The 863-nt window shown below is 66.6% G+C and carries 1 protein-coding gene; it reads left to right on the forward strand.

The genetic code is table 11. The features are described from left to right. Positions 1-231: 231 nt before the first annotated feature. On the forward strand, positions 232-468 hold the full coding sequence (locus ABD323_RS42050) for a hypothetical protein (RefSeq protein WP_344447340.1): 237 nt from the start codon (positions 232-234) through the stop codon (positions 466-468). Positions 469-863: the final 395 nt, after the last annotated feature.

An 863-nucleotide genomic window follows, 5' to 3' on the forward strand; every position in this document is an offset into this window, starting at 1 on the left:
CCGGAAACCCATCACCAGACCTCTCTTCTCCCACACGGCGACCGGCAAGATCCCTTCCAGCATGCGTCCGCCCCGAACCCCCCGCCCGACGACCGCCGAGGACACCGACGAAGTCCACCGGTCGGCCCGGCGAACTCGACTGTGGGCCTGCACCCTCGCTGCCCGTGGCACCGGAGTCGCTCGCAGCTCTTGTCGCGCCCCTCGGCTAGCCTCTCGGTGATCGGCGACCCGATGCGTCTCGGCGGGGCCCTGCTCTGGGGGAACACGATCGAAGGCGACCAGCTCTTCCTCGTCCCGCACGAGAACGGATCCTGGACCGTCTCCGCATTCCGCCGGGGTTGGGCGGACTGGTACGACTCCGACCTCTGCTTCAGTGACTGGTTCCACCTCGCGCTGACCGGCGGGACAGCCACCGACTGGCTGGCTGAATGGGAGCCGCTTCCGCACCCGATCGAGGTCGCGGACTAGGGCGCGTATCGAGTCCTGATCAATCCTTGGGGTTTGCCCTCGCTCCGAGGCCTGATCCGGTAGACCATGTCGCGTGACGCGCGTGTAACTGACTGATGCGGAGTGGGAGGCAGTTGCAGCAGCCCAGTGTCATTGTTCGGCACCCGACGGACAGCAGCACCGTACCGTCGGTATGGATCGCCGTGCAGTGGTGCTCGACCTTGCCCGCATCCGTCCTGGCCCACAGCTTGGGCGCCGAACCCTCCTCGTCGTGCTTCTGTGCAGTCCCAGCAGACGGCCTCGCTGTCACGTCCGTACGAGCGATTCGGTTCGCGCATCCCAATCAGCAGCGAGTCGTGGCGGGGCCCCGACGGCCAATCCTTGTGAGCCACATCAGCGGCAACGGAACACAAGCC

The sequence above is a fragment of the Kitasatospora nipponensis genome (assembly GCF_039528135.1).
Taxonomy (GTDB): domain Bacteria; phylum Actinomycetota; class Actinomycetes; order Streptomycetales; family Streptomycetaceae; genus Kitasatospora; species Kitasatospora nipponensis.